23 protein-coding genes are annotated in these 24,253 nt (G+C 64.8%); 9 read left to right on the forward strand and 14 right to left on the reverse strand.

What is annotated here, in order from left to right; genetic code table 11:
- The first annotated feature begins 135 nt into the window (after positions 1 to 135).
- Entirely contained in the window at positions 136 to 1,059 is a 924-nt protein-coding gene (locus tag AB4Y32_RS07150; protein WP_368720657.1) for a LysR family transcriptional regulator, read from the forward strand.
- Between the two features lie 63 nt (positions 1,060 to 1,122).
- Here the strand turns inward: AB4Y32_RS07150 and AB4Y32_RS07155 are convergent, their stop codons facing one another.
- Positions 1,123 to 2,517 (reverse strand): dihydrolipoyl dehydrogenase, encoded by a 1,395-nt coding sequence (locus AB4Y32_RS07155; protein WP_368720658.1) that lies wholly within the window; start codon positions 2,515 to 2,517, stop codon positions 1,123 to 1,125.
- Positions 2,518 to 2,682: 165 nt separating this feature from the next.
- Between AB4Y32_RS07155 and AB4Y32_RS07160 the strand changes: the two genes are divergently transcribed.
- The 3 genes from AB4Y32_RS07160 (at position 2,683) to grxC (ending at position 4,580) form a co-directional block, all read left to right on the forward strand.
- On the forward strand, positions 2,683 to 3,684 hold the full coding sequence (locus tag AB4Y32_RS07160; protein ID WP_368720659.1) for an AraC family transcriptional regulator: 1,002 nt from the start codon (positions 2,683 to 2,685) through the stop codon (positions 3,682 to 3,684).
- A gap of 251 nt (positions 3,685 to 3,935) precedes the next feature.
- Entirely contained in the window at positions 3,936 to 4,280 is a 345-nt protein-coding gene (locus tag AB4Y32_RS07165; RefSeq protein ID WP_368720660.1) for a DUF4148 domain-containing protein, read from the forward strand.
- A 33-nt stretch (positions 4,281 to 4,313) separates the two neighbouring features.
- Positions 4,314 to 4,580, forward strand: coding sequence for a glutaredoxin 3 (gene grxC / locus AB4Y32_RS07170; RefSeq protein WP_368720661.1), 267 nt, complete (start codon positions 4,314 to 4,316; stop codon positions 4,578 to 4,580).
- Between the two features lie 85 nt (positions 4,581 to 4,665).
- Here grxC and AB4Y32_RS07175 read toward each other — a convergent pair whose 3' ends face one another.
- From AB4Y32_RS07175 to AB4Y32_RS07190, 4 genes are all read right to left on the reverse strand, one after another.
- The gene (locus AB4Y32_RS07175) at positions 4,666 to 5,571 is read right to left on the reverse strand and encodes a peptidoglycan DD-metalloendopeptidase family protein (protein ID WP_368720662.1); all 906 of its coding nucleotides are present in this window, start codon (positions 5,569 to 5,571) and stop codon (positions 4,666 to 4,668) included.
- Positions 5,572 to 5,927: 356 nt separating this feature from the next.
- Positions 5,928 to 6,167, reverse strand: a complete 240-nt coding sequence (locus tag AB4Y32_RS07180) for a hypothetical protein (RefSeq protein ID WP_368720663.1) — start codon at positions 6,165 to 6,167, stop codon at positions 5,928 to 5,930.
- Positions 6,168 to 6,199: 32 nt separating this feature from the next.
- Positions 6,200 to 6,907, reverse strand: coding sequence for a YceH family protein (locus tag AB4Y32_RS07185; RefSeq protein ID WP_368720664.1), 708 nt, complete (start codon positions 6,905 to 6,907; stop codon positions 6,200 to 6,202).
- Positions 6,908 to 7,108: 201 nt separating this feature from the next.
- Positions 7,109 to 7,498, reverse strand: coding sequence for a DUF3022 domain-containing protein (locus tag AB4Y32_RS07190; protein WP_368720665.1), 390 nt, complete (start codon positions 7,496 to 7,498; stop codon positions 7,109 to 7,111).
- Between the two features lie 187 nt (positions 7,499 to 7,685).
- Between AB4Y32_RS07190 and AB4Y32_RS07195 the strand changes: the two genes are divergently transcribed.
- Positions 7,686 to 8,114, forward strand: coding sequence for a TOBE domain-containing protein (locus AB4Y32_RS07195; protein ID WP_087733475.1), 429 nt, complete (start codon positions 7,686 to 7,688; stop codon positions 8,112 to 8,114).
- 87 nt (positions 8,115 to 8,201) lie between these two features.
- On the opposite strand, the gene AB4Y32_RS07200 is transcribed toward AB4Y32_RS07195, so the two are convergent.
- On the reverse strand, positions 8,202 to 9,032 hold the full coding sequence (locus AB4Y32_RS07200; RefSeq protein ID WP_368721073.1) for a DMT family transporter: 831 nt from the start codon (positions 9,030 to 9,032) through the stop codon (positions 8,202 to 8,204).
- A gap of 210 nt (positions 9,033 to 9,242) precedes the next feature.
- Positions 9,243 to 10,637 carry an FAD-binding oxidoreductase gene (locus tag AB4Y32_RS07205; protein WP_368720666.1) on the reverse strand — a complete coding sequence of 465 codons (1,395 nt, stop codon included), beginning with the start codon at positions 10,635 to 10,637 and terminating at the stop codon, positions 9,243 to 9,245.
- Positions 10,638 to 11,322: 685 nt separating this feature from the next.
- On the opposite strand from AB4Y32_RS07205, the gene AB4Y32_RS07210 reads away from it, so the two are divergent.
- Positions 11,323 to 13,563, forward strand: coding sequence for a TonB-dependent receptor (locus AB4Y32_RS07210; protein ID WP_368720667.1), 2,241 nt, complete (start codon positions 11,323 to 11,325; stop codon positions 13,561 to 13,563).
- Between the two features lie 99 nt (positions 13,564 to 13,662).
- On the forward strand, positions 13,663 to 14,346 hold the full coding sequence (locus tag AB4Y32_RS07215; protein ID WP_368720668.1) for a Fe2+-dependent dioxygenase: 684 nt from the start codon (positions 13,663 to 13,665) through the stop codon (positions 14,344 to 14,346).
- Positions 14,347 to 14,371: 25 nt separating this feature from the next.
- Here AB4Y32_RS07215 and AB4Y32_RS07220 read toward each other — a convergent pair whose 3' ends face one another.
- The 5 genes from AB4Y32_RS07220 to AB4Y32_RS07245 all read right to left on the reverse strand — a co-directional run bounded on the left by AB4Y32_RS07220 (position 14,372) and on the right by AB4Y32_RS07245 (position 19,660).
- A complete protein-coding gene (locus AB4Y32_RS07220) occupies positions 14,372 to 14,551 on the reverse strand; it encodes a hypothetical protein (protein ID WP_368720669.1) in 180 nt (59 codons plus the stop codon).
- Positions 14,552 to 14,837: 286 nt separating this feature from the next.
- Positions 14,838 to 16,562, reverse strand: a complete 1,725-nt coding sequence (locus tag AB4Y32_RS07230; protein WP_368720670.1) for a lactate permease LctP family transporter — start codon at positions 16,560 to 16,562, stop codon at positions 14,838 to 14,840.
- A 127-nt stretch (positions 16,563 to 16,689) separates the two neighbouring features.
- The gene (locus AB4Y32_RS07235; protein ID WP_368720671.1) at positions 16,690 to 18,135 is read right to left on the reverse strand and encodes a LutB/LldF family L-lactate oxidation iron-sulfur protein; all 1,446 of its coding nucleotides are present in this window, start codon (positions 18,133 to 18,135) and stop codon (positions 16,690 to 16,692) included.
- Entirely contained in the window at positions 18,132 to 18,863 is a 732-nt protein-coding gene (locus tag AB4Y32_RS07240) for a lactate utilization protein C (RefSeq protein WP_368720672.1), read from the reverse strand. Before AB4Y32_RS07240 ends, AB4Y32_RS07235 begins: the two co-directional genes overlap by 4 nt.
- Positions 18,860 to 19,660 (reverse strand): (Fe-S)-binding protein, encoded by an 801-nt coding sequence (locus AB4Y32_RS07245; RefSeq protein ID WP_368720673.1) that lies wholly within the window; start codon positions 19,658 to 19,660, stop codon positions 18,860 to 18,862. Before AB4Y32_RS07245 ends, AB4Y32_RS07240 begins: the two co-directional genes overlap by 4 nt.
- Before the next feature lie 150 nt (positions 19,661 to 19,810).
- Here AB4Y32_RS07245 and AB4Y32_RS07250 point away from each other — a divergent pair, with 150 nt between their 5' ends.
- Positions 19,811 to 20,521 (forward strand): FadR/GntR family transcriptional regulator, encoded by a 711-nt coding sequence (locus AB4Y32_RS07250; protein WP_368720674.1) that lies wholly within the window; start codon positions 19,811 to 19,813, stop codon positions 20,519 to 20,521.
- 74 nt (positions 20,522 to 20,595) lie between these two features.
- Here the strand turns inward: AB4Y32_RS07250 and AB4Y32_RS07255 are convergent, their stop codons facing one another.
- Both AB4Y32_RS07255 and AB4Y32_RS07260 read right to left on the reverse strand, forming a co-directional pair.
- Positions 20,596 to 22,170 (reverse strand): methyl-accepting chemotaxis protein, encoded by a 1,575-nt coding sequence (locus AB4Y32_RS07255; RefSeq protein ID WP_368720675.1) that lies wholly within the window; start codon positions 22,168 to 22,170, stop codon positions 20,596 to 20,598.
- Positions 22,171 to 22,328: 158 nt separating this feature from the next.
- Positions 22,329 to 23,252 carry a LysR family transcriptional regulator gene (locus AB4Y32_RS07260; RefSeq protein WP_368720676.1) on the reverse strand — a complete coding sequence of 308 codons (924 nt, stop codon included), beginning with the start codon at positions 23,250 to 23,252 and terminating at the stop codon, positions 22,329 to 22,331.
- A gap of 113 nt (positions 23,253 to 23,365) precedes the next feature.
- Here AB4Y32_RS07260 and AB4Y32_RS07265 point away from each other — a divergent pair, with 113 nt between their 5' ends.
- Positions 23,366 to 24,109: an SDR family oxidoreductase gene (locus AB4Y32_RS07265; protein WP_368720677.1), complete on the forward strand. Its 744-nt coding sequence runs from the start codon at positions 23,366 to 23,368 to the stop codon at positions 24,107 to 24,109.
- The last annotated feature ends 144 nt before the right edge of the window (positions 24,110 to 24,253 follow it).

The raw sequence follows: 24,253 nt of genomic DNA on the forward strand, positions 1-24,253 counted from the left end.
TCTCGCTCGCCCATTCGGTTGCTACCCGAAAGGTATAATTTGTGAGGGCGCTGCGGTTGTGTGAAGAGTAGTTGGCGCGCATATGGTGCGTCCAACACTGAATTAGTATCAGGTCCATATCCGAGGGGTATCGTCATGGAGTTGCGCCATTTGCGTTATTTCGTCGCCGTGGCCGAAGAGCGCAACTTCACGCGCGCCGCGCAGCGGCTGCACATCGCGCAGCCGCCGCTGAGCCGCCAGATGCAGCAGCTCGAAGACCTGCTCGGCGTGCAGCTTTTCGTGCGCAACTCGCGGCCCGTCGAACTGACGGACACGGGGCGCTTCTTCTATTCGCACGCGGTGCAATTGCTCGCGCAAACGGCGGAACTCGAATCGATGACGCGGCGCGTCGGCAAGATCGAGCGCAGCCTGTCGGTCGGTTTCGTCGGCTCGACGCTGTATGGCATGCTGCCGAAGATCATTCGCCGCTTTCGCATCGAACATCCCGCTGTCGAACTGACGCTGATCGAAATGTCGACGATGGATCAGATCAAGGCGCTCAAGGAAGGCGTGATCGACGTGGGCTTCGGGCGCATCCGTCATGAAGACCCGAGCATCAAGCGCATCGTGTTGCGCGAAGAGCGGATGATCGTCGGACTGCCCGTCGGGCATCCGTTATCGGAATTGAAGCCGGTGTTGTCGCTGCACGATCTCGTCAACGAAACACTGATCATCTTTCCGAAAGCGCCGCGTCCGAGTTACGCGGACCAGGTGCTTGCCGCATTCCGCGATCGCGGATTAGAGCCGAAGCGCATCTACGAGACGCGTGAACTGCAAATAGCGTTGGGACTCGTCGCGGCGGGCGAGGGGATCTCCGTCGTGCCGACGAGCGTGTACGGACTCAAGCGCGACGACGTGAGCTACAAGGAACTCGACGATTCGAATCTGGTGTCGCCGATCATCATGAGCATGCGGCAGCTCGACGAATCGGAAGATCTCACGCAGATGCTCGAACTGATCTATCGGCTATACGAAGAAGAACACATGGAGTACTTGCCGCCGCATGAAGAGGGCGCGTGACGATGCGATCTTCTGGTTCGCCGCGTTCGTTGCCGGCAAACCAGTGATCCAGCCGTACGCTCATCAGGCCGTCGGCAGTTGCGCCGCTGCATTGCGCAACGCGGTCCGCAGTCCCTCCTCGACGACAGGATGATAGAACGGCATCGCGAGCATCGCATCGACCGTGAGGTTCATCTGCAGCGCCCACGACAGCAGATGCGCGATGTGCTCGGCATCCGGCCCGATCCACTCGGCGCCGGCGAAACGGCGCGATGCCTTGTCCACATACACGTGCATCAGCCCTCGATTGCGCAGCATCACGCGGCTGCGGCCCTGGTCTTCGAAGCTCACTTCGCCCGTCACGAACGAATCGGCGGCGAGGTCCGCGTGACGCGCGCCGACCATCGCGATGCCCGGCTCGGTGAACACGACTGAAATCGGCGCGCGACGCACGAGCCGCTTCACGTCGGGAAAGCGCGCGGCGTTTTCGCCAGCCGCGCGGCCTTCGTCGGCCGCTTCGTGCAGCAGCGGCAGCACGTTGTTCGCGTCACCCGCGATGAACACGGGATGCTGGCCCGCTTGCAGCGTCACGGGATCGAACACGGGCACGCCGCGCGCATCGAGTTCGAGCGTCGTGTTGTGCAGCCCGAGCCCGTCGACGTTCGGGCGGCGGCCCGCCGTGACCAGCACGTAATCGAACGTGTCTTCGCGCAGCTCGCCCGCGCTGTCGCGATAGCGCAGATGCACGCTGTCGCCTTCGCGTGTCGCCGCTTCCGCTTGCGCATGCGGCTCGAAACGGAACGACTCGCTGAACACCTGTTGTGCGTAGCCCTTGATCGCGGGATCGCTGAGCGGACCGACACGGCCGCGCGCGCCGAGCATCGTCACGTCGACGCCGAGCCACGCGAGCGCCTGGCCCAGCTCGAGCCCGATCACGCCTGCGCCGATCACGGCCACCTTGCGCGGCAGGTCGTCCCATGCGAACACGTCGTCGTTGACGATCGCGCGGTCGCCGAGCGCCTGATACATCGGCGGAACGAACGGCGACGAGCCCGTCGCGATCACCACACTCTTCGCATGCACGCGGGTATGGTCGCCGACTTGCAGCACGTTGTCGTCGATGAACTGCGCGTAGCTGATCAGCCGCTCGTCGGCCGGAATGCCTTCCGTCGATTCGACGACGAAGCCCACGAAGCGGTCGCGCTCGCCTTTGACGCGCGCCATTACCTCGCGTCCGTCGATGCGCACGGCGCCATCGACATGCACGCCGAACGGCGCCGTGCGTCGCGCCGCATGCGCGGCTTCGGCGGCGGCGATCAGCAGCTTCGACGGCATACAGCCGACGCGCGCACAGGTCGTGCCATATGCACCGCCCTCGATCAGCACGGCACTCGCGCCCGCGGCCTTCGCGGCGCGAAAGGCGGGCAGGCCGGCGCTGCCGGCGCCGATAACAGCCACATCGATATGAAGCGTCTTCATGATGTTCCTCGCTCTGACGGACGGGTGGCGCAATACAACGGGTTGCTGCCGCGCGCCTTGCTGCCGTCCAGTAGAATCGGTTTGCATTGCACTGTTGCCACTGTACGGTTCGCCGTCCGGCGTGCTAATCCTCGAACGATTCAAATACATGCTCATTCGGCTCAAATGGATCTGCTAAGTCGATTTCTGTCGCTGATGCCGGTGAGCGGACGCGTGGATGTCCGCTGTCACTTCGGCGCGCCGTGGGCGATCGAAGAAGGCCCGGCGGGCGTGCGCGAGATTCCGTATCACGTGCTGCTGTCGGGGCACGCGGTGCTCGAAGACGGCAGCGGGCCGCCCGAGAAGCTGATGGCGGGCGACATCATCGTGTTTCCGACGGGCGACGCGCATCGCATCCACGACGGCAGCGGCGCAAAACCCATCCCGGCGACAGAGCGGCGCAACATCACGTTGACGGTCGCCGAGAATGCTGGTGCGGGCGAAGCGGCCGACATCCTGTGCGGCCGCTTTCTACTCGGCGCGGTGCCGGACAGACTGCTGCGCGACCATCTGCCGTCGCGGCTCGTGGTGCGCAGCGGTGCGCATGCGAGCGCAAACGGCGGCGCTCAGCCGAACGGCGGCGCTCAGGATTCGGTGAAGAGCGTCGCGGGCTCGCGGCTCGCGCGCCTGATCGAGCTGATGCGCGAAGAGGCGATGGACGAGTGCCCCGGCAGCGAGACGCTCGTCAATCATTTGTCGGCGGCGCTTTTTGCATTGACGCTGCGCTTCGCCAGCGAATCGGCGCAACCGCCGCTCGGGTTGCTCGCGCTGGCGGGGCGTCCGCGCTTGCAGCCGGCCGTATCGGCGATGTTCGAATCGCCTGGCAAGCCGTGGACGCTCGACCAGTTTGCGGCGCTCTGCAACATGTCGCGCGCGACCTTCGTGCGGCAGTTCCAGGAAGCGATCGGCCGCTCGGCGACCGACGTGCTCACCGAAGTCCGCATGACGATCGCGGGCCGCTCGCTGCTCGAATCGACGACGCCCGTCGGCGATATCGGCGAGATGGTCGGCTATCAATCGGAAGCGGCGTTCCAGCGCGTGTTCAAGAAGCAGATCGGCGTGACGCCGGCGCGCTGGCGCGCATCGGGCGGACACGTGCAGGCCGCTTTCGCCGACGCAGCGAAATAGAGAGTTTCAGAAAACGGACAGCTGCGCCGGGCGGGTTCGCGCTGAATGCGTACGCTGTGCCGAAACCCTTGACACGCAAGGCTTCGGCGCACACGCGGCAAGCGCGTATCGCGCTTCGACGCCGTTGCGCCGGCAACCGTTGAGCCGAACGAGCATCTTCGTGAGACGCGCCGACATTAACGGCGCAGTCTCGCGCACCTACAGTTGAGCCGTCCCATCGCCCACGGCGACTTTTCTCGAAGGTGCTCAACATGAATCTGAATCGCTTTTATCAAGCGCTTGTCATTGCAACTGCACTCGGTTTGCCGCTTGCGAGCCGCGCCCAATCGCAATCGACGGCGACGCGCGCGCAAGTCCGCGCCGAACTCGTCGCCGCCGAGCAGTCCGGCCAGCTTCCGCAAAGCGATACCAGCTATCCCGAGCCCGTCAGCTATTCGGCCGCCGCACCGCACGTGTTCCATAACTCGCATGCGTTCATCGCAGCTTCGTATGGTCCGTCGGCGCGGGGCGGTTCCGATTCGGGCTTCCGCGCGACGCGTATCCGGCCGCTCGCGGCGCCGCCGTCCGCGTACGACAGCATCTATCGCGGCCAGTAACCCGCTGCTTCCGACACACACAAGGAGTCAACCATGTCCGCCATCACGATCTATACGACGCCGACTTGCCCGTACTGCCTCGCGGCCAAAGCGCTGCTTGCGAACAAGGGCCTGTCGTACAAGGAAATCAACGTGCAGAACGATCGCGCGACAGCGCTTGCGCTGATCGAGCGCACGGGACGCCGCACGGTGCCGCAGATCTTCATCGGCGACACGCACGTTGGCGGCTTCGACGATCTGAATGCGCTGGAGACGGCGGGGCGTCTCGATCCGCTGCTCGACGTGAACGCGGTGCGTTAAACGCAACACGTGGTGAGATGTTGGAGCCGCGAACGGTGCAGGCTGTTCGCGGCTTTTTCTTTTGCAGCGCCCGCGTCCGCGACCGTCACGAACCGACGCGCGGCAGATAGGGCGCGGGATCGACGGGCTTGCCGTCCTTGCGGACCTCGAATCGCAGTGAGCCGACTCCGGGGCCTGCACCCTTTTCGCCCTCCGCCATTTCTGCGATCGTCTCGCCGCGCTTGACGGTCGTGCCTTCCTTCACGAGCAGTTTGCGGTTGTGTCCATACGCCGTCACGAGCGTGTCGTCGTGCTTGATGACGATCAGCTTCCCATACGGCTTGCCGCCATCTCCCGCGAACACGACGCGGCCAGCGGCAGCGGCTTTCACCGGATCGCCGGTTTTGGCCGCGATCACCATGCCCTTCGATTTGCCCTGTCCGTACACCGCATTGAGCATGCCGCGCGCGGGCCAGCCGAAGCGGGTGTCTTTGTTACCCTTGTCTTTGTCTTTGTCTCCCTTGTCTTTGTCGCTCTTGTCGATGTCTTTCCTGTCGCTGTTGTTTCTGTCGGCGGCGGCTTCGCGCTTCGCGGGCGCTTTGGACGTGGCTCGCACAGTCGTTGTCGAGACGGACTTGCTGTCTTCGCCTATGTCGGGCGGCGCGACGCGTAGCACGCCGCCCGGTTCGATATGGTTCGCGTCCGGCAGGCTGTTCCATTTGACGATGTCGTCGCCGCGCTGGCCGTGCGCCGTGGCGATGCGATAGAGCGTGTCGCCGGGCTTGACGCGGTAATAGCCTTCCTTCACAGGCGCGAGCGGCCTCGCCGTGCTGGCCGTCACGCGCGGCACCGGTTGACTCGCCGATGTCGACGCGTGCGTCGGCTGGCCGGACGACCGGTCCTCGGGAGCCATCTGCCAGGGCAGCGACGTGCAACCGGCGTTCGCCAATAGCAGCGCGAGGCCTGCGCCCAGCATCAGATGCGCGCGGCGGTTCGATTGCGTGTATGTCATGTCGTCTTCCTCTTGTCGTTCGGCCATGGGGGGCACGTAGGCGCGCCGGGACGGCTCGCGGCCCAAACGCGTAGAACGCCGCTCCGACAATGAAAGTTGACGATTGCTTCCGGAATCCAGAATGTTTTACACAGCTTCGCATTCGCGCTTTTTGCGGGCGCGTTTGTGTTGTGAAGTGTGCGAGCCACGATGGGCTGAATCGCGACCGACGCGCGCCGATCGCTTACTCAATGAGTGACATTCCGGCCTAAGAAGTGTCACGCTGCGAAGCACTCGCCGCGCTGGAGCGCTCACGCGCAACGGGTATTAAGGGCGGCGCTTTCACTCGTCGCAGCAGCGCTCGCGCGCGATGGCTGTCACGGGCGGCGCTTTTTCCACGCGTAACCGGCGGGCGGGTCCGCTGCGCCCGCCTTGCCGACCGAGCGCGGGTTCTCGCTGCACAACGTGACGAAGCTCACGTCATCGCCCGCCGCCTGTTTCTTGCGCAAGTTCTCGGTGAACGCGAGCGCCTGTGTCATGTCCTCATCGCCGAACCGCTCGAAGCGAGCGGTAGCCGTCGACGCATTGCCTCCTTCGAGCCAGTACACGACAAACATGCGTTTTCCTTTCTACGTCTTCTTCCACGGCTTCATGATGGGCTGTCCTTCGGATCGTCGAGCGATACGCCGAGTTCACCCGCGAGACGCGTGACGAGTGCCTCGAGCCGTTCGACGCGTTCGCTCAGATGTCGTTGCTGCGCGCGCAGCGATTCGAGTTCGCCGGGCGGCAGCGCTTCATCGGACAGTGCTGCGCCGCGTATCAGTTCGGGCGACGGCTCGCCGCACAGCAGGTGCATCCAGCGGCTTTCGCGCTCGCCCGGCGTGCGCGCGAGCTTGACGACGCGCGGCGGATCATTGGCCGCGAGTTCTTCGAGAAACGCTTCGACCGACGACGTATCGGCAAAACCATGCAGGCGCGACGTCGCGAGCCGCAGTTCGGCGGCCGTCTGCGGACCGCGCAGCAGCAAAGCGGTCAGCAGCGCCGCCGACTGGCGCGGCAAGCCGAGCACGCGCTCCATGTTGTGCTCGTAGCGCGGCACGCGGCTGCTGCTGCCTTCGAGCACGAGCGACAGGCGCTTCAGGCTGTTGATCGCATCCATGATCTCGCTTTCGCTGACGTTCATCACGGGCGAGCGCGAGGTCTTCTGGTTGCAGCCCGACGCGAGCGAATTGAGCGACAGCGGATAGGTATCGGGCACGGTGTGTTGCTTCTCGAACAGCACGCCCAGCACGCGCGCTTCGAGCGGCGTGAGCGCGCGCATCGCGGGGCGCGGGGAATCGTCGGTGGTGGAGTTCATCGGCAATAGGCTCGGGTTGTATGCGGCGGCGCGCAATCGCGCGCGTGTTGCGGCTCGCGCGTTAGCATAGTCTATTGTCCCCGTAAAAGGACGGGAAGTCGTGTGCGCCAGTGAGCGCGTCCCGCGCGGCAGCCCCTGTGCGTGGCGATTACGTTTGGGGCGGACTCCCCATCGAACACGCGTTCGCCGCCACTGCCGACGCTAGATGACGTTGTAAGGCTCGTCGGGCACGTCGAACAGGGCGTCGTCGATGTCGATCTGCAGCGAGCAGTTTTCCGCCGAGCCCGGTTCCGAGCGCATCGCATCGACGCGCTGCCGCAGCAGGTCCTTCAGGCGGCCTTGCACGATGCGCCGTTTCGCGGTGTCGAGCGCGGCATAGTGGTTGATCTGGCGATCGCTGATCTCCAGCCTCGCGACGCAGCGGGCGTCGAGCGTCGTGTCGCGTCCCGTTTCGACGACCCACGACAGCGTGAGAAACGTGATCCCACCCTCCTGATACGTGCTGACAGTCGGCGCTTTCGGCGATTCGAAGGTAGCGGCGAGGGCCAGTTCGATTTCCTCGATGCGCTGCGACAGATCGATCGTTTTCATGGCGGCTCCTTTCGAAGGTTCATCCCGGGTTTCATCCTTCTTTTGCAGCAACCGGGGTGCCCATCCCGATGCGGCACCTGGACGGCGGACCGTCATTCGCGCGCGGTACACTGCAAGCTTCCAACGACCACCGTTGCAACAGCGAACAACGTACAACGAACAACGGCAACCCAAAGGAGCCATCGCCATGCGTACAAGCGCCCGCAATCACTTCGCCGGTCAGGTGACAGCCGTCAAGACGGGAGCCGTCAACGACGAAATCACGCTGCGCACCCAGGACGGTCTCGACATCGTCGCGGTGATTACGCACGGCAGCGCGTCATCGCTGGGACTCGCGGCGGGCAAGCCGGCGTTCGCGCTGGTAAAGGCGTCGTCGGTGATCGTGATGGTCGATGCGGACAGCAGCAAGGTGTCGGCGCGCAATTGCGTCGCGGGCACGGTCGCGTCGGTGACGAAGGGGGCCGTCAATAGCGAGGTCATCATTTCGGCCACGGGCGGCGCGCAGATCGCGGCCATCGTCACCAACGACAGCGTCGAGCGGCTTGGCCTCGCGAGCGGCAAGGCGGCTGCGGCGATCTTCAAGGCGTCGAGCGTGATCGTCGGCGTCGATCAGTAAGCGGTTCGGCGAAAGGGCGGGTGCTGGGTCTCGATGCAACCCGTTTGTGTCGTGGCAGCGCGATGTGCAAAGCGCGTGGCGCGGCTGTCAGCGGCGCGCGACGACGAGCGCGATGCCGCCCAGGATCATGATCGAGCTTAGCGCGAGGCGCGCGGTCAGCGGTTCGCCGAGCAGCGCGATGCCGCCGATCGCGGCGATCGGCGGCACGCTCAGCTGGACAGTCGCGGCCGTGGCGGCGCTGAGTTCCTTGAGCGCCGCGTACCAGATCACGTAGCCGACACCCGACGTCAACGCGCCGGACAGCGCCGCGAACAGCAACCCCATTGGGTCGATCGACATGTGAGCGAATGTGCCGGCGCTGACGGCCACGGCGAAAGGAACAGCGCGGATGAAGTTGCCCGCCGTCGTGGCGATCGGATCGGCGGCGCCTTTGCCGCGCAGCGAATACACGCCCCACGCGACGCCTGCGCTCAGCATCAACAGCGACGCGAGCGGCGCCGGCGCGCTGAGGCCGGGCAGCACCAGACCGACGAGGCCCGCGAGCGCGCATGCAACGCCAATCCATTGTCGAGCACGCAGACGTTCGCCGCGCGCGAGAGCGTAGCCGATCATCGTCGCCTGCACGGCGCCGAACAGCAGCAGCGCGCCCGTACCCGCCGCGAGCGACACATACGCAAACGAAAACGCGACTGCGTATGCAATGAGCGCGAAGGCTGAAATCCAGTTGCCGCCGACGGGCAGCGAAACCCGACGCGTGCGCAGAATGACCCACAGCGCGACAGCCGCGGACACGAGGCGCACGGTCGTGAAGGTGGCGGGATCGATGGACGTGCCCTTTAGCGCAACACGGCACAGCAGCGAGTTGCCCGCGAATGCGAGCATCGCGACGATCGTCAGCAAGGCGATGCGCATGCGCATGGAAAGCGGCGAGGAAAGGGTTGCGTCGGAAGTGCGCACGATACTTTAACGTCGGGTCAGGCATGCGCGCATCGCGCAGTGCAACGCAAGGCGATAGCGAAGGCGCAAAAACGAAAGCGCCGGACAGCAACGACAAGGTGCTTGCTATCCGGTAATCGTGAAGTTCATGCGCGCCACGTCATGACGACGAGGCGCGCCCCTGCATCGCAATCAGGCCATCGCGGACGGCTTGATGTTCTGGTTGTGACGGAATAGGTTCTGCGGATCATAACGGTCCTTCACGGCGACGAGACGCTCGTAATTCGGACCATAGGCCGAGCCGATGCGCGTCGATTCTTCTTCCGTCATGAAGTTCACGTAGACGCTTCCGAGCGCGAACGGTGCCGACGCGTCGAAGAACGCCCGCGCCCACGCGATGCAGCGCTCGTCGTCGGCGGCTTCCGTCCAGCGGCCGTGCACGTTCATCACGTACTTCGCGTCGCGATTCGAGTAGGCCGTCGCGTCGGGCGCGGCGCGCATCGTTTGCCCGCCGATTGCGCCGAAGAAAATTTCGCACTGAGGCGACGGCAGATTGCCGATCGCATCGACGAACGCGTCGATCAGGCCATCGTCCAGCGTCGCGAGATTGTGCGACTTCCAGTAGTTGCGCGCGCCGGGCGTGAGCAGCGGATCGAAGGCCTGTTGCCATGCGGTGTACGGCATCGGCCCGAGATGCTCGCCATACGGCGTGCCGAACTTGCGCACCTCTTCGACCATGCCCGGACCATTCGCGGCAGGCCCTGTGTAGCAGATGGCGAACGCAATGATCGGCTTGCCGTGCACGTCGGCGCTCAGGAAGGGCAGTGGCGGCGCGAAGCGCGCGACAGCCCACACGGTCAGTTCGTCAGGCCATGTTTCGAAGGCGGCGCGATATTTGGCGAGCGCGTCGCGCGCCTGATCCATCGGCAGCACGACGAGGCCGCCGTACACTTCCGGGCCGACAGCGTGCAGCTGGAACTCGAACATCGTGACGACGCCAAAGTTGCCGCCGCCGCCGCGAATCGCCCAGAACAGGTCCTCGTGAGCATCGGCGCTACAGCGCAGCAATTCGCCGTCGGCGGTGACGACGTCGGCCGAAATCAGGTTGTCCACCGACATCCCGAAGCGCCGGCTCAGCCAGCCGAATCCGCCGCCGAGCGTGAGGCCCGCGACGCCCGTCGTCGAGTTGATGCCGAGCGGCGTAGCGAGACCGAAGGCTTGCGCTTCATGATCGAAGTCGCGCAACGTGCAGCCCGGTTCGACATAAGCGCGGCGCGCGACGGGATCGATGCGCGCGGACTTCATCGGCGACAGGTCGATCAGCATGCCATCTTCGCACACGGCACTGCCCGCGATATTGTGGCCGCCGCCGCGCACGGCCAGCAGCAGGCTGTTGTCGCGCGCGAAATTGACGGCGCGACGCACGTCGGCCGTGCCCGCGCAGCGCACGATGATCGCGGGGCGACGGTCGATCATTCCATTCCAGATGCTGCGCGCTTCATCGAACGATGGATCGCCGGGCAATACCACCTGGCCTCGCGTGAGAGCTTTGAGTTCATCGATTGCACTGCTGGGCAGATTCGCCATGCTACACCTCCGGTACAAAAGAACGACGTCCGACCCCTCGATCATGTCTGATCAAAGTAGTTCGGACGACCTGGCTTTCATCAAGTAAAACGGGGAGGGTCCGTGCGTACAAATCAACGTATACCCGTATTCGGTCGCATGCGCTGCAAAAGCAGCCGTGACGGGCTGCCAATCGAAAAAGCACTGCAAAACAAGGCATTTTCCGAACGGCGCGCGGATGGAGTACTCCGGGAAAACGCGTCGCATCGCAACTGCGGTGCAAGCATGAACGCATCGCCGGCAAGCTGACGCATCGCGCTTCGCATGCGGCCACGACTCATCGCGTGCAATGCCGCGCTATGTATGACGTGAAGCGTTCGACTTGTCTCGACCTCATCGCATCGTTAAACGAGCGAGCGCGAGCCGGTATTGCCGTGTCGCCGTCGAAGCAGTAGTGCACGCACATCTTTTAGCCGACGCCGAAGGGCGATTCGCGCGATCAAAAGAGTGACGCGCAACGACCACAGATGCCTCGAGCATATTGCGAATTATTACTGGTCGTGTAATGATATCGATTCGCATTTAGCAAATTGCGAGCTGGAGCAATCCGGCTTGGCGGGGCGGTTCGCGCACCCATCGCGCGAACCGGACGGGTGCTGCTTGCCCGTCGCACCAAGAAAAATCAGCGACAACGACAGGAATCGAGATGCATCGAACTACGCCATTCGCAGCGGCCGTCATGGCCGTCTTTGCGACGCCGCTCTACGCCCAAACGACGCCGCCTGCCACAGCACCGGCAGCCAGCATTGCCCAGGCCGACCCGTCGACGCCTCCCGCCAGCCAGCCTCCCGCCAGCCAGCCCTCCGACAACGCCACGCTGCCCGCCGTCAAGGTGACGGGCCAGGCCGACAACTCCCGCGACTTCCAGCCGGAAATGTCGAGCGTGGGCGCCAAAGTGCCGACAGCGCTGCGCGACATTCCGCAGGCGGTAACGGTGGTGCCGAAGGCCGTGCTGCAATCGCAGGCAGTGAGCTCGTTCAGCGACGCGCTACGCAACGTGCCCGGCATCACGATCGGCGCGGCGGAAGGCGGACAGATCGGCAACAACATCAACCTGCGCGGCTTCTCGGCGCGTACCGACATCTATCTGGATGGCTTCCGCGATCGCGGCCAGTACTATCGCGACACGTTCAACCTCGAATCGATCGACGTGCTGTATGGCCCGTCGTCGCTGTACTTCGGGCGCGGCTCGACGGGCGGCGTGATCAACCAGGTGAGCAAGGAGCCGGAACTGAAGAAGCGCGCCGACGTCTCCGTGCAGGCGGGCACGCACGACCGCTATCGCACGACGGTCGACCTCAACACGCCGATCACCGACACCTCCGCGTTCCGTATCAACGCCTTCGGCCAGAGCCTCGGTTCGTCGCGCGACGTGATGAAGAACAAGGACTACGGCGTCGCGCCCGAAGTGAAGTTCGGCATCGGCACGCCGACGGAGATCACGCTGTCCGCGCTGATCCAGCACAACCGCGATCAGCCCGACTACGGCATTCCGCCGCTGAACGGCCATCCCGCGCCCGTGAATCGCGGCACGTTCTACGGCTATACCGACGACCGCACGATTCAGGACGTGCAGACCTTCAGCGCGCGCATCCAGCATCGCTTCGACGACGGCCTCGTCCTGCGCAACCAGACGCAGTTCAGCCACTACAGCACGGATGCGCGCGCAACCAATGCGGCATCGGTGCTGACGAGCCCGCTTGCCACGTCGACGGCGCTCACCAACGGCAACTTCACGACGCTCGATCCGTCGAAGCTGTTCGTCAAGCTCCAGGGCAAGGACCGCAACATCAACGATCATTCGATCTACAACTCGACCGACTTGCAGGCGAAGTTCGATACGGGTCCTCTCAAGCACGAGGTGGTCACGGGCATCGATCTGAGCCACGAAACGTACAGCAACCAGACCTTCACTGCGACTTCGCCGGGACTGCCGTCGAACACGATCGGCGTCGTTCCGCTCATCGATCCGCCGTACACGCCGCGTCCGTCGAACGTGAAGGAACTCGCCACCAATCTTGCTGAATCGAGCGCGAACGGCGTGGGCATCTATGCGAACGACACGGTGTCGATCGGGCAGCACTGGAAGGTGGTGGGCGGCGTGCGCTGGGACCGCTACGAGGCGTCGATCAGGAACTCGATCAACGCGCCAAGCTATGCGACGCAGACCAACTACTTCACCAGCGTGCGCGGCGGCATCATCTGGCAGCCGACCGACTGGCAGTCGTACTACGTGTCGTATGGCACGTCGTTCGATCCGTCGCTCGAAGCGCTCACGTTGACCAACGGTCAACAGAACCTGCCGCCCGAGCACAACAAATCATATGAAGTCGGCTCGAAGTGGGATCTGCTCGGCGGCGGCCTGTCGGTGACGCAATCGCTCTTCAACATCGAGAAGACGAATGCGCGCACTCTGAATGCGGACGGCTCTTATACGCTCGACGGCGATATCCGCGTGCGCGGGTATCAGCTGGGTCTGGCTGGTCACATCACGAACAAGTGGCAGGTGTTCGGTGGCTATACGTATATGAACGGCGAGATCCTGAAGGCGTTCGACGGCACCCAAGGCAAGGTGCCCGCGAATACGCCGCGCAACATGCTGACGCTGTGGACCACGTACGCGTTCACGCCGCATTGGGAAGTCGGTGGCGGCCCGACCTACGTGTCGTCGCGCTACGCGGCGAACAACAACTTCGTGCAGGTCGGCGGCTATACGCGCTGGGATGCAATGGCCGCGTATCACGCGAAGCGTTACGACATCCAGTTCAACGTGCTGAACGTTACGGACAAGAACTACTACGATGCGCTGATTCCGTCCGACGGCGGACGCGCGGTGCCAGGTCTCGGCCGCACGTTCCTCGCGACGTTAAACTATCGCTTCTTCTGATCGCCTGAAGCGAAAGGTCCACGAAACACCGCGCTTTCTGCACGAAGCTTTCATGCAGAAAGCGCGCGATGACGCACCGTTGTGCAGGAACGTTGAACGATGATTGTCTCGATCCCGGACGTACTGAGTCCCGCCGAAGTCGCCGACATGCGGGCGCAACTCGAAGCCAGCGACGCGTGGGTCGATGGCCGCGCGACAGCCGGCTATCAGGGCGCGCCCGTCAAGCGCAACCAGCAGATTGCCGAAGGCTCGCCGATCGCGCTGGAGCTAGGCGATCGGATCATCGCGTCGCTGGAGCGTCACCCTCTCTTCATCAGCGCCGCGCTGCCGAACAAGGTGTATCCGCCGCTCTTCAATCGTTATGAAGGCGGGATGCACTTCGGCAATCACGTCGACGGCGCGATACGCCTCGTGCCGGGCAGCGGCGCGCGCGTGCGCACCGACATCTCCGTGACGCTGTTTCTCACGCCGCCCGACGAATACGATGGCGGCGAACTGCTGATCGAAGATACGTTTGGCGTGCACGAAGTGAAGCTGCCGGCGGGACATGCGATCGTCTATCCGGGCACGAGCCTGCATCAGGTGCGCCCCGTCACGCGCGGCGCGCGCGTGTCGAGCTTCTTCTGGGTGCAGAGCCTCGTGCGCGACAACACGCAACGCGCGATGCTGTTCGATCTCGACGGCGCAATCCAGCGGCTCAACGCATCGAATGGCGACGAGGCCGCGCGCCGCACGCTGGTCGGCTGTTATCACAACCTGCTGCGTATGTGGAGCGAGACCTGACGCGACTCGACGCAAGCGCGAGCGGCTACGCCACGCGCCGTGCCGCCGATGCAGCGGGTGCCGCGTTCTTCGGATCGCGCCCGCTTTGCAGCAGATACACGCCACCGGGAATGCAGGCCATCGCAAGCCGATCGAGTGCGCGCATCGGCTCGTGCGCGAACAACACGCCGATGATCAACGCGGCGACAGGCGGAATGTAGGTCACGCTCGAAGCCGCCAGTGCGCCCGATCTGCATGTGCAGTTGCTGCATCCCGACGAAGCGCGCGTCTATTGCAGTCCGTCGTACGCACGGTGTCTGAAGCTCAAACGCGCCGACGATTTGCGGCGCGCGACGCTGTTGCACAACACGCCGCATCCGCACTGGAACGATCCGCTGTCGATCGAACTCAAGCCGGGCGCGCAGACGCTGAAGGCATGGCTCGTCGCATCAGCAGAAGGAAAAACGCCCGCATGGCAGCGGGCGTTCATGCGAACAACGGGCGATAGAGAATCAGCCCGGCACCATGCCCGTCAGCACATAGGCCTGCAACAGCGTGATCAAACCGACCACCAATGCGAACAGCAGGCTGTGCTTCACCGTGAAGCGAAACAGTTCCGACTCGCGTCCGACGAGACCCGTCGCCGCGCACGCAACAGCAATCGACTGCGGCGAGATCATCTTGCCCGTCACGCCACCCGACGTGTTCGCGGCCACGAGCAACGTGTCCGATACGCCGATCTGATGTGCGGTCGTGTGCTGAAGCGAGCAGAAGAGCGCATTGGAAGACGTATCAGAGCCCGTCAGGAACACGCCGAGCCAGCCGAGCACCGGCGAGAAGAACGGGAACGCGGCGCCCGTGCCGGCCAGCAGCAGCGCGAGCGTCGACGACATGCCCGAGTAGTTGGCGACAAACGCGAACGACAGCACGAGACCGATCGACAGCACAGGGCGGCGCAATTCCGTCAGCGTCTCGCCGAACGTCGCGAGCGCATCGCGCGGCTTCATGCGCAGCAACACCATCGAGATCAGCGCCGTGATGAGAATCGCCGTGCCGACCGCCGAGAGCAGATCGATCTTCAGCACGGCCTCATAGGCCTTCGGCGTTGCGACGATAGGCGCCGTCTTCATCACCAGCTGGTCGAGACCGGGCACTTTGAACTTGAGGATCGTGCCGGCGAGCGCGCCCTTCGCGGCGAACAGCGCCTTGAACGGTTGCAGGCTCCACACGGTCACGACGGCCGTCAGAATGCCGAACGGCGCCCATGCCCGGATGGTCTGCGCAACCGTGTAGGGCGACGCACGGCGGCTCATGCCCGCTGCGCCATTCGCTCCTCCCATGCCGCCGCCGAAGCCCCCGCCAAAACCGGACAGCGCCGCCGTGCCGCCGCTGACCGTGCCGCGTGCCGTATCGTGCGCGCGGCGCGGTTGCCACACCTTCAGGAACGATGCGAGCGCGACGAGGCTCACGAGCGCCGACGTGATGTCCGGCAGTTCCGGCCCGATGTGATTCGACGTGAAGTACTGCGTGATCGCAAAGCTGCCGCCCGCGACGAGCGCGGCCGGCCACGTCTCCTTGACGCCGCGCTTGCCGTCCATCATGAACACGAGCCAGAACGGCACGGCGAGCGAGAGCAGCGGCAACTGGCGGCCCGCCATCGCGCCGATCAGGAACGGATCGATGCCCGTCACCTGGCCCGCGACGATGATGGGAATGCCCATCGCGCCGAACGCGACGGGCGCCGTATTCGCAATCAGGCAGAGGCCTGCCGCCTTCAGCGGATCGAAGCCGAGGCCGACGAGCAGCGCCGCGGTGATCGCGACGGGCGCGCCGAAGCCCGCCGCGCCTTCGAGGAACGCGCCGAACGAAAAGCCGATCAGCAGCAGTTGCAGGCGCTGGTCATCCGTCAGCGCGAGCACCGATGCGCGGATGATGTCGAATTGTCCCGTCTTCACGACGAGCTTGTAGAGGAACACGGCCGTCACGATGATCCACGCGATCGGCCACAAGCCATACGCAAAGCCGAAACCAGCGGCGGCCAGCGCCTGTTGCACGGGCATGCTGTACGCGAACACGGCCACCGCAAGCGAAAGCAGCAGCGTGCCCGCCGCCGCGACATGCCCCTTCAGGCGCAGCCCCGCGAGCGCGACAAAGAAAAAGATGATCGGGATGCTGGCCGCGAGCGCGGAGAGCCATAGACTGCCGAGCGGCAGATAGGTCTGATACCACGGGTGCATGTCGGTCTCCTCCGAATATGCGTCAATGAATCGTTGTCGGCGGCGCGCAGCCGCGTGCGGACGCACGGCCACTCATGGGCGATGCGTGCGCGTCGATGTGGGTTGCCGAAGCTGCGAAGCGCGCGGGCTACTCGGGCTGTCTGCGCTCGCGCATCAGGTCGTGCAGGCTGCGCGTTGCGGGCTTCAGCGGTTCGCGGTGCTGGGTCCAGCCCATCTGGTTCTTCGGCGCGAATGCACGCAGTCGCGTAGCGGCCCAGCGCAGCATCCGGTAGGCGCGCGGATGCGCGAATGCGCCGCTCCAGAAACGCCACACGAACTGTTCTTCGCGACTGAACTTCGCCCCCTGTCCACGCAACGGATGCGCGACCACTTCGTTCGGATTGCGGTTCGCTTCCGTGCGCAGACGCACGAGCAGTTCGGGAATCGGAATGCGCACGGGGCACACTTCGCCGCATGCGCCGCACAGGCTCGATGCCGTCGGCAGATCGGCCGTTTCTTCGAGGCCGAGCAGATGCGGCGAAATGATCTTGCCGATCGGGCCCGGATACGTCGTGCCGTACGCATGTCCGCCGATGCGCGTATAGACGGGGCAATGATTCATGCACGCGCCACAACGGATGCATTGCAGCGTCGCGCGCAACTGCTCGTCGGCGTAGGCCTGCGTGCGGCCGTTGTCGAGCAGCACGACGTGCATTTCGCGCGGACCATCGCGCTCGCCTTCGCGTCGCGGGCCCGTGATCAGATTGAAGTATGTCGTGATCGCCTGGCCCGTTGCGGAGCGCGTCAGCAGGCTCGACAGCGGCACGATGTGCGACAGCTTCTCGACCACCTTCTCCATGCCCATGATCGCGATGTGCACGTCGGGCACGGTCGTGGACAGGCGTCCGTTGCCTTCGTTTTCGACGAGCCACAGCGTGCCCGTGTCGGCGGCGGCGAAGTTGACACCCGATAGGCCGATGTCCGCATCGACGAACGCGCGCCGCAATGCGCGACGGCCCGTCTGAATCAGTTCATCGACATCTTCGGTATAGCGCGTGTCGGGGATGTGCGCTTCGAACAGCTCCGCGATGTCGGCCTTCGTCTTGTGAATCGCGGGCATCACGATATGCGACGGCTTTTCGTGCGCGAGTTGCACGATGTACTCGCCCATGTCGGACTCGATACAGTCGATGCCGCGCGCTTCGAGGTAGTGGTTGAGCTCGATCTCCTCGCTCGCCATCGACTTGCCCTTGATCACGCGCTTCGCATCGTGCGCTTGCGCGATGCCGTGAATGATCGAAGTGGCGTCGGCGGCCGTCTCGGCCCAGTGCACGTGCACGCCGCGCGCCGTCAGATTTTCTTCGAGTTGCACCAGCAGGTCGGGCAGGCGCGACAGCGCATGACGTCGCACCGCTTCGCCGAGATCGCGCAGATGCTGCAGTTCGTCGTCGTCGGGAAACTGCGAGCGGCGCTTCGTCTGCAGAAAGTCCATTGCGCCGCGAAAACTGCTGCGCAGTTTCGAATCGTCGAGCGCAGCACGCGCGCGCGCCTTGAAGTCCTGCGTCGGCACGAAGTGCATCGGGGTGGCATTCATGCGGCGTCTCCGTGCGTGCCGTCAGTATGTCCGGCTTGATTCTCGACGATCACGACCCACAGTTCGCGCGGACCATGCGCGCCGTAAGCGAGCGTCTGCTGGATATCGGATGTCTTCGACGGCCCGGAGATCAGCACGAGATTCGTCGGCATGTCCGCTTGCCATTGCTCGGCTCGCATCGCCGCGTGCAGGTCCGTGTGCAGCGAATCGGCGTAGACGAGCGCGATATGCAGCGGCGGCACGAGCGACATCGTGCGCGGCGAGCCAGCGTCGGGGGCGACGACCAGCGTGCCCGTCGACACAATGCCCGAGCGCGCGACCGTAAAGCCGGCGTCGATCGTTTCGAACAGTTCGGCTTTCCAGTTTTCGATCGGCCGGTCGTAAGTGTGCGTCGCGACGGAAAGCGGCAGCGCCCGTTGCAACGCCGCGCCTTCTGCACGCGACGTGTCGAGCAGCACGCGCTTCACGTTCGCATCGACGAGCCGTTGCGCGATCAACGCGGGCCACGTGCGCTCCGTCGCGCGAAACACCTCGGCATGCGAGGCGGCGAGCGCGGCCTGCATCGATTCGACGAGCGCTTGCGTCGATAGCTCGTCGGCGGGGCGATCGGCGCGACGGCTGTCGTAGTGCAGATCGATGCGTGCGTCGAGGCGCTTCAGTTCGTCACTCGAAACCTGGGCGGATGTGGCTGCGCGCAACCGTCCGAGCATGCGTTCGCGCGCGTTCATGCCTTGCCTCCCTTGCCCTCGTTGCGGGCGGTGAGGCCTTGCGTGCGCCGCCACAGGAAGCTCGCGAGATGCTCGACTTCGATGGGCGCGCCCTGATGGCGTGCCGCATGGCCGATGTTCAGCAGGCATCCGCAGTCGGCGGAAACGATCCGCTCGCAGCCCGTCGCGCAAGCGGAGGCTACCTTGTCGCGTACCATCGCGCCCGAGATGTCGGGATGCTTCAACGAAAACGTGCCGCCAAAACCGCAGCATTCCGATTCGCGTTCGTGCTCGATGCGCGTGACACCCGGCAATGCATCGACGAGTTCGACGCCATGCACGCGCGTGCCCATTTCACGCCGCGCCGCGCACGACGTATGCAGCACGACGCGTTCAGCAGGCGCGTCGCTGGTGGAGGGGAGTTCGATATGCAGCACGCGCAGCAGAAACTCGCTCAGCTCGTACACGCGCTCGCCAAGCTCGCGGGCTCTTTCCGCTAGCGCCGGCTCGTCGGCGAAGAGCTTCGGCCAGTGATGGCGCATCATGCCCGCGCATGAACCCGATGGCACGATGACGGGCCATGGCTTCGAGAAGAGATCGAGCTGGGCGCGCGCGACATCGCGCGCCTGTTCGGGATTGCCGCTGCTATACGCGGGCTGGCCGCAGCAGCTTTGCTCCTGAGGAAAGTGCACCACGAGCCCTTCGCGTTCGAGCAGCCTGACGGCGTCGAGTCCGGCTTCGGGCACGAACAGATCGACGAGGCAGGTCGCGAACAGATAGACGTCGCGCGGGGCCGCCGGGTATTGCCTTTCCTTCATATCTCGCTCCAGAGTGCGTCCGCTTTTTGCGTTGCCTACATTGCATGCGGCCTTCGCGGATCGCTTGAATCGTTGGCGCATGATTCCGAAATCTGCGCGACAATTCAAATTGGTTGGACCACTGGACGCGATTCAAGCAGGAGAAACCGCATGGCGATGGGGACGAGAAGCAGGGGCAGGGTGGAAGACGTGATGCGCCGGATGGAAACGGCGCTGCTCGACGGCACGTGGCCGCCGGGTTCGCGGCTGCCGGCCGAGCGCACGCTCGCCGAGCAGTACGACGTGTCGCGCAACACGGTGCGCGAGGCGATCCAGCGGCTCGCGGCGCGCGGTCTGTTGCAGAGCCGGCGAGGAGCGGGCGTGTTCGCGACGGATCAGTTGCGCGCGGGCATCGCATCGCCATGGGGTCAACTGGTCGCCGATCACCCGGTGCTGCGTGACGACATTCTGGAATTTCGCCGCGTGCTGGAAGGCGCAACCGCTTATTTCGCGGCGATGCGCGCGAGTTCCGCCGACATCAAGCGCATCCGTGCGCTGATGCGCGAGCTGGAACGCTCGCACGCGTGCGACGACAAGGAAAGCGAGGCGTCCGCCGACGCGCAGTTGCACGACGCCATCGCGCTCGCGTCGCACAACACGATGTTCCTGCATCTGCATACGAGCGTGCTCGGCATGCTGCGCGAGCACATCACGATCAACGGCACGGATGTGCGCTTGCGCGGCCCAGAGGCATCCGGGCAATTGCTGGTCCAGCATCGCGCGGTCTGCGACGCGATCTGCACGCGGCGCCCGGAAGAGGCGCGCACGGCGATGCATACGCATATCGACTACGTGCGCAGCATCCACGAACGGGACGGCTGAGCCGAAGCCAGCGGATCGAAAACTGGTCCAACCAGATTCGCGCGCGACGTTGCCTTCGTCGCGCGTCAGGCTTATCAGGCGGTCTCGGCAACCTGGAACGCGTCGACGGAAGTCTTCAGCCGCCCGGCCTGCTCGGTCAGCGAATGCGCGGCGGCCGCCGCCTGTTCGACGAGCGCCGCGTTTTCCTGCGTGAGGCTGTCCATCTGCGTGACGGCGAGATTGACCTGATCGATTCCCGCGCTCTGCTCGGCCGCCGCCGCGGCGATTTCCTGCATCACGTTCGTCACGCTCGCGATCGCGTCGCGTGCCTGTTCGATCGTCGTGCCTGTGCGCTCGACGAGGCCCGCGCCATTGCCGACCTTGTCGACGGCGCGGCTGATCAGTTGGCGCACTTCCTTCGCGGCGCCCGCGCTGCGATGCGCGAGCGTTCGGACCTCGCCCGCGACGACCGCGAAGCCGCGTCCCTGTTCGCCCGCGCGCGCGGCTTCGACGGCGGCGTTCAGCGCGAGGATGTTCGTCTGGAACGCGATGCTCTCGATCACCGCGATCACCTCGACCATCTTCTGCGATTCGGTGGAGATGTCGCGCATGGTCGACACGGCCTCGCCGACCATCTCGCTGCCTTCGTTCGCGATACGCGCGGCGCGCTCCGCGAGTTCGCTCGCGGTCCGGGCGTTCTCGGCCGTCTGCCGGACCATCGACGTCATCTGCTCCATGCTCGCCGCCGTCTCCTGCAACGATGCCGCCTGGTTCTCGGTGCGCGACGACAGGTCCGCATTGCCGCTCGCGATCTCGTGCGCGCCCGTCGCGACGTGATCGGCGGCATACTTGATCGCGCGGATCGTGTCCGTCAGCGTGTCGCGCATGCGGCGAATTTCGCGCAACAGGCTCTGTTCGTCGTTGTGGCGCGTGTCGATCGAAACGGTCAGATCGCCGACGGCGATCGCGTTCGCGACGTCCGCGGCATAGCCCGGATCACCGCCTATCGTGCGTTGAATGCTGCGGTTCGTGAGCGCGACGAGCGCGGCGAGCAGCAGCGCGATGCCGATGAACACCGCGCCGATCCAGTACAGCGAGCGCATGAACGCGGCGTCGATATCGTCGACATAGGCGCCCGTCGCGATAATCCAGTCCCACGGCGCGAAGCGCACGACGTAGCCGATCTTGTCGACGGCTTCGGCCGGTCCCGACGACGAAGCGGTCTTCGAGTGCGGAAACACGTAGTCGACGAAACCGCCTTCGGGCGACTGCGCGATCTTCGCGAAGCTCACGTAGTGATGCCGGCCGTCGGCGTCGGCCGTGCCCGCGAGATCCTTGCCGTTGGTCGCGGGCTTGATCGGATGCATGACCATGCGCGGCGTCGAATCGAGCACGAGGAAGTAGCCGTCCTCGCCGTAACGGACTTCGCGCAGGCGGTCGAGCGCCTGCTTGCGCGCGTCGGCCTCGCTCATCTTGCCGCTCTGCGCGAGCGCCGCGTATTCCTTGACCAGCGACAGCCCGACATGCGCGACGTTGACCAGGTCGTTCTTTCGTTCCTCGATGCGCGTCTCGCGCGACAACCACGCGGCCGACAACGACACCAGCAACAACGCGAACAGGCTGATGACGAGCGGCAACCACAGCTTCTGGGTAAAACTCAGCTTCAGCATTGCGACGCCTCTCAAGGTGGGCTTCTTATTTAAATGTGCGCGCTGAAGAACGTGACACGCGCATGTCTCCGCCTGATATATCGACCGATGTGGCCGTCACTTTTGTAGTGGGAAACCCTGCTACCGCGCAGGGATGCCGGATAGGGGCGCGCTGTTTGTCAGCGGGCGTCGAAGCGCGCGGCGAGCCGTTTATCGCGGAACGCGCCGACGACGAAGTCGATGAATACGCGTGTCTTCGCGGGCAGCAGCTTGCGGTTCGGGTAGTAGAGCGTGAGCGGGCTCAGTTCCGCGTGCCAGCCCGGCAGCAGCCGCACGAGCTTGCCGTTCTCAAGCCAGGGAGCGGCATGCGGCGTCGGCAGAAAGGCGATGCCGAGCCCCTGCATCGCCGCATGCGCCATCGCTTCGGGGTCGTCGAAGATCATGCGGATGCGGCATTCGGCGAGCGCCTCTTCACCGATCTGATTGCGCAGCGTCCACGCGCGCACGCGGCCCGTGGTGCTCGAGCGGCGCGCGATGCCGTCCAGTTCGGCCAGTTCGGACGGATGCGCGGGCATCGGCTTTCCCGCCATATACGCCGGCGATGCCGCGATGATCACGCACGGCCGCGCCAGCTCGCGTGCAATCACGCCTTGCGTCAGTTCGATTCCGCCGCCGATCGCGGCATCGAAGCCGCCTGCGATCAGGTCGACGGCGCGATTGTCGAAGTGCCAGTCGGGCACGATGTCGGGATAGCGCTGCAGGAATTCGCCGATCAGCGGCACCAGGTACTCGCGCCCGAACGCAACGGCCATGCTCACTTTCAGCACGCCCGACGGCTTGCCGTTGTGTTGCGCGGCCCGTTCGAAGGCGTCCTGCAGGCTCGTGAACGGCCCGCTCGCGTCGGCCCACAACTGCTCGCCGGCCGGCGTCATCGTGAGCTTGCGGGTGCTGCGATGAAAGAGCCGCACGCCCAGATGCGCTTCGAGCCGCGCGATGTTCTTGCTGACGGCGGCGGGCGTGAGTCCCAGGCGCCGCGCCGCCGCCGAAAAGCTGCCCGTTTCGGCCGTCTGGATGAACGATTCGATGAGATTGAGCGCTTCCATCGCGATGTCGGCTTATACCTGTGGTTGAAACTGTTAGTCCGGATTCGATCCTACCGGTGCACGAATCCGCTTGCCATACTCAACTCACCTCAACATCACCTGGAGCACACAGGATGAGCACGAATCTGCAAGGCAAGGTCGCTTTCGTCACGGGCGGCGCGCGCGGCATCGGCGCGGCCGTGGTACGCCGGCTCGCCAGCGAGGGCGCGACGGTGGCTTTCACGTATCACAGCTCGGCCGCGGGCGCGAACGATCTCGTCGCGAGCGTAGAGAATGCGGGCGGCCGCGCGGTTGCCGTCAAGGCCGATGTCGCGGACCCCGCTTCGCTGACCAATGCGATCAACGAGACGGCGCGCCGGCTCGGCAAGATCGACATTCTCGTCAACAACGCGGGCGTGCTGCGTCTCGGCACGATCGACACGTTCTCGCTCGAGGATTTCGATGCGACCTTGCAGGTGAACGTGCGCGCTGTGTTCGTCGCGTCGAAGGCCGTGCTGGCGCACATGGGGCAGGGCGGGCGGATCATCAACATCGGCAGTTGCAACGCCGAGCGCATCCCGTTCGCGGGCGGCGCCGCGTACGCGATGAGCAAGTCGGCGCTGCAAGGTCTCGTGCAAGGTCTCGCGCGCGATCTGGGACCGAAGGGCATCACCGTCAACAACGTGCAGCCCGGTCCGACCGATACCGACATGAACCCCGAGTCCAGCGAGTTCGCCGCTTCGCTGCATGGCCTGATGGCGATTGGCCGTCATGCGCGTCCCGAGGAAATCGCGGGCATGGTCGCGTATGTCGCGAGCCCGGAAGCGAGCTTCGTAACGGGCTCGAGCCTCACGATCGACGGCGGCTTCAACGCGTGATCGACTGAGCATGGCCGTCCGCGTGCGACGCGGACGGCTCGTTTCATGATGTGTCGTTGCGATGGCGCGCACCATTGGCACGCTGCCCTTTTTCTCCCGTCAAAAAGCCGTCGAGCGGCCGTCAAGCAGAGCCGTCAAGCAGAG

Source organism: Paraburkholderia phymatum (assembly GCF_040965635.1).
Classification (GTDB): Bacteria; Pseudomonadota; Gammaproteobacteria; order Burkholderiales; family Burkholderiaceae; genus Paraburkholderia; species Paraburkholderia phymatum_B.